The sequence below is a fragment of the Tateyamaria sp. LSS28 genome, assembly GCF_059611725.1.
Genome location: NZ_JCAPFI010000018.1, coordinates 1 through 1,191, shown reverse-complemented (window position 1 = coordinate 1,191; position 1,191 = coordinate 1). Strand labels below are relative to the sequence as shown.

Sequence of the window (1,191 nt, the reverse complement as noted above, 5' to 3'; positions counted from 1 at the left end):
ATGGCAAAGGAAAAGTTTGAACGTACGAAGCCGCACGTTAACATTGGCACGATTGGCCACGTTGACCACGGCAAGACGACGCTGACGGCGGCGATCACGAAGTATTTTGGTGACTTCCAGGCGTACGACCAGATTGACGGCGCGCCGGAAGAGAAAGCGCGCGGGATCACGATCTCGACCGCGCACGTGGAATACGAGACCGACGCGCGCCACTACGCCCACGTCGACTGCCCTGGCCACGCCGACTACGTCAAGAACATGATCACCGGTGCGGCGCAAATGGACGGCGCGATCCTGGTTGTGAACGCGGCTGACGGCCCGATGCCCCAGACCCGCGAGCACATCCTGCTGGGCCGCCAGGTTGGCATCCCGAAGATCGTCGTGTTCATGAACAAAGTGGACCAGGTCGACGACGAAGAGCTGCTGGAACTGGTTGAAATGGAAGTCCGCGAACTGCTGGACACCTATGAATACCCCGGCGACGACACGCCGATCATCGCAGGCTCTGCCCTGGCGGCGATGGAAGGCCGTGACGCCAACATCGGCGAAGACAAGATCCGCGAACTGATGGCGGCTGTGGACGAATACATCCCGACGCCCGAGCGCGCGATTGACCAGCCGTTCCTGATGCCTGTGGAGGACGTGTTCTCGATCTCCGGCCGCGGCACGGTTGTGACCGGTCGTGTGGAGCGTGGTGTGATCAATGTTGGCGACGAGATCGAAATCGTCGGCATCAAGGACACCCAGAAAACCACCTGCACAGGCGTAGAAATGTTCCGCAAGCTTCTGGATCGTGGTGAAGCGGGCGACAACATTGGTGCGCTGCTGCGCGGGATCGACCGTGAAGCGGTTGAGCGCGGCCAGGTGCTGTGTAAGCCCGGTTCGGTGAACCCGCACACGAAGTTCGAGGCCGAAGCCTACATCCTGACCAAGGAAGAGGGTGGCCGTCACACGCCGTTCTTCGCCAACTACCGTCCGCAGTTCTACTTCCGTACAACGGACGTGACGGGCACGGTTCAGCTGGCCGAGGGCACCGAGATGGTGATGCCTGGCGACAACGTATCGTTTGGTGTTGAGCTGATCGCGCCAATCGCGATGGAGCAGGGCCTGCGCTTCGCGATCCGCGAAGGCGGCCGCACCGTCGGCGCCGGCGTCGTGTCCAAAATCACTGACTAATCGTGCGGTAGGGCG

Annotated in this window: 1 protein-coding gene; it reads left to right on the top strand. The window is 61.5% G+C overall.

Translation table 11 applies throughout. The features are described from left to right. A complete protein-coding gene (gene tuf / locus AC53L6_RS24210; RefSeq protein ID WP_299212396.1) occupies window positions 1-1,176 on the top strand; it encodes an elongation factor Tu in 1,176 nt (391 codons plus the stop codon). Window positions 1,177-1,191: the final 15 nt, after the last annotated feature.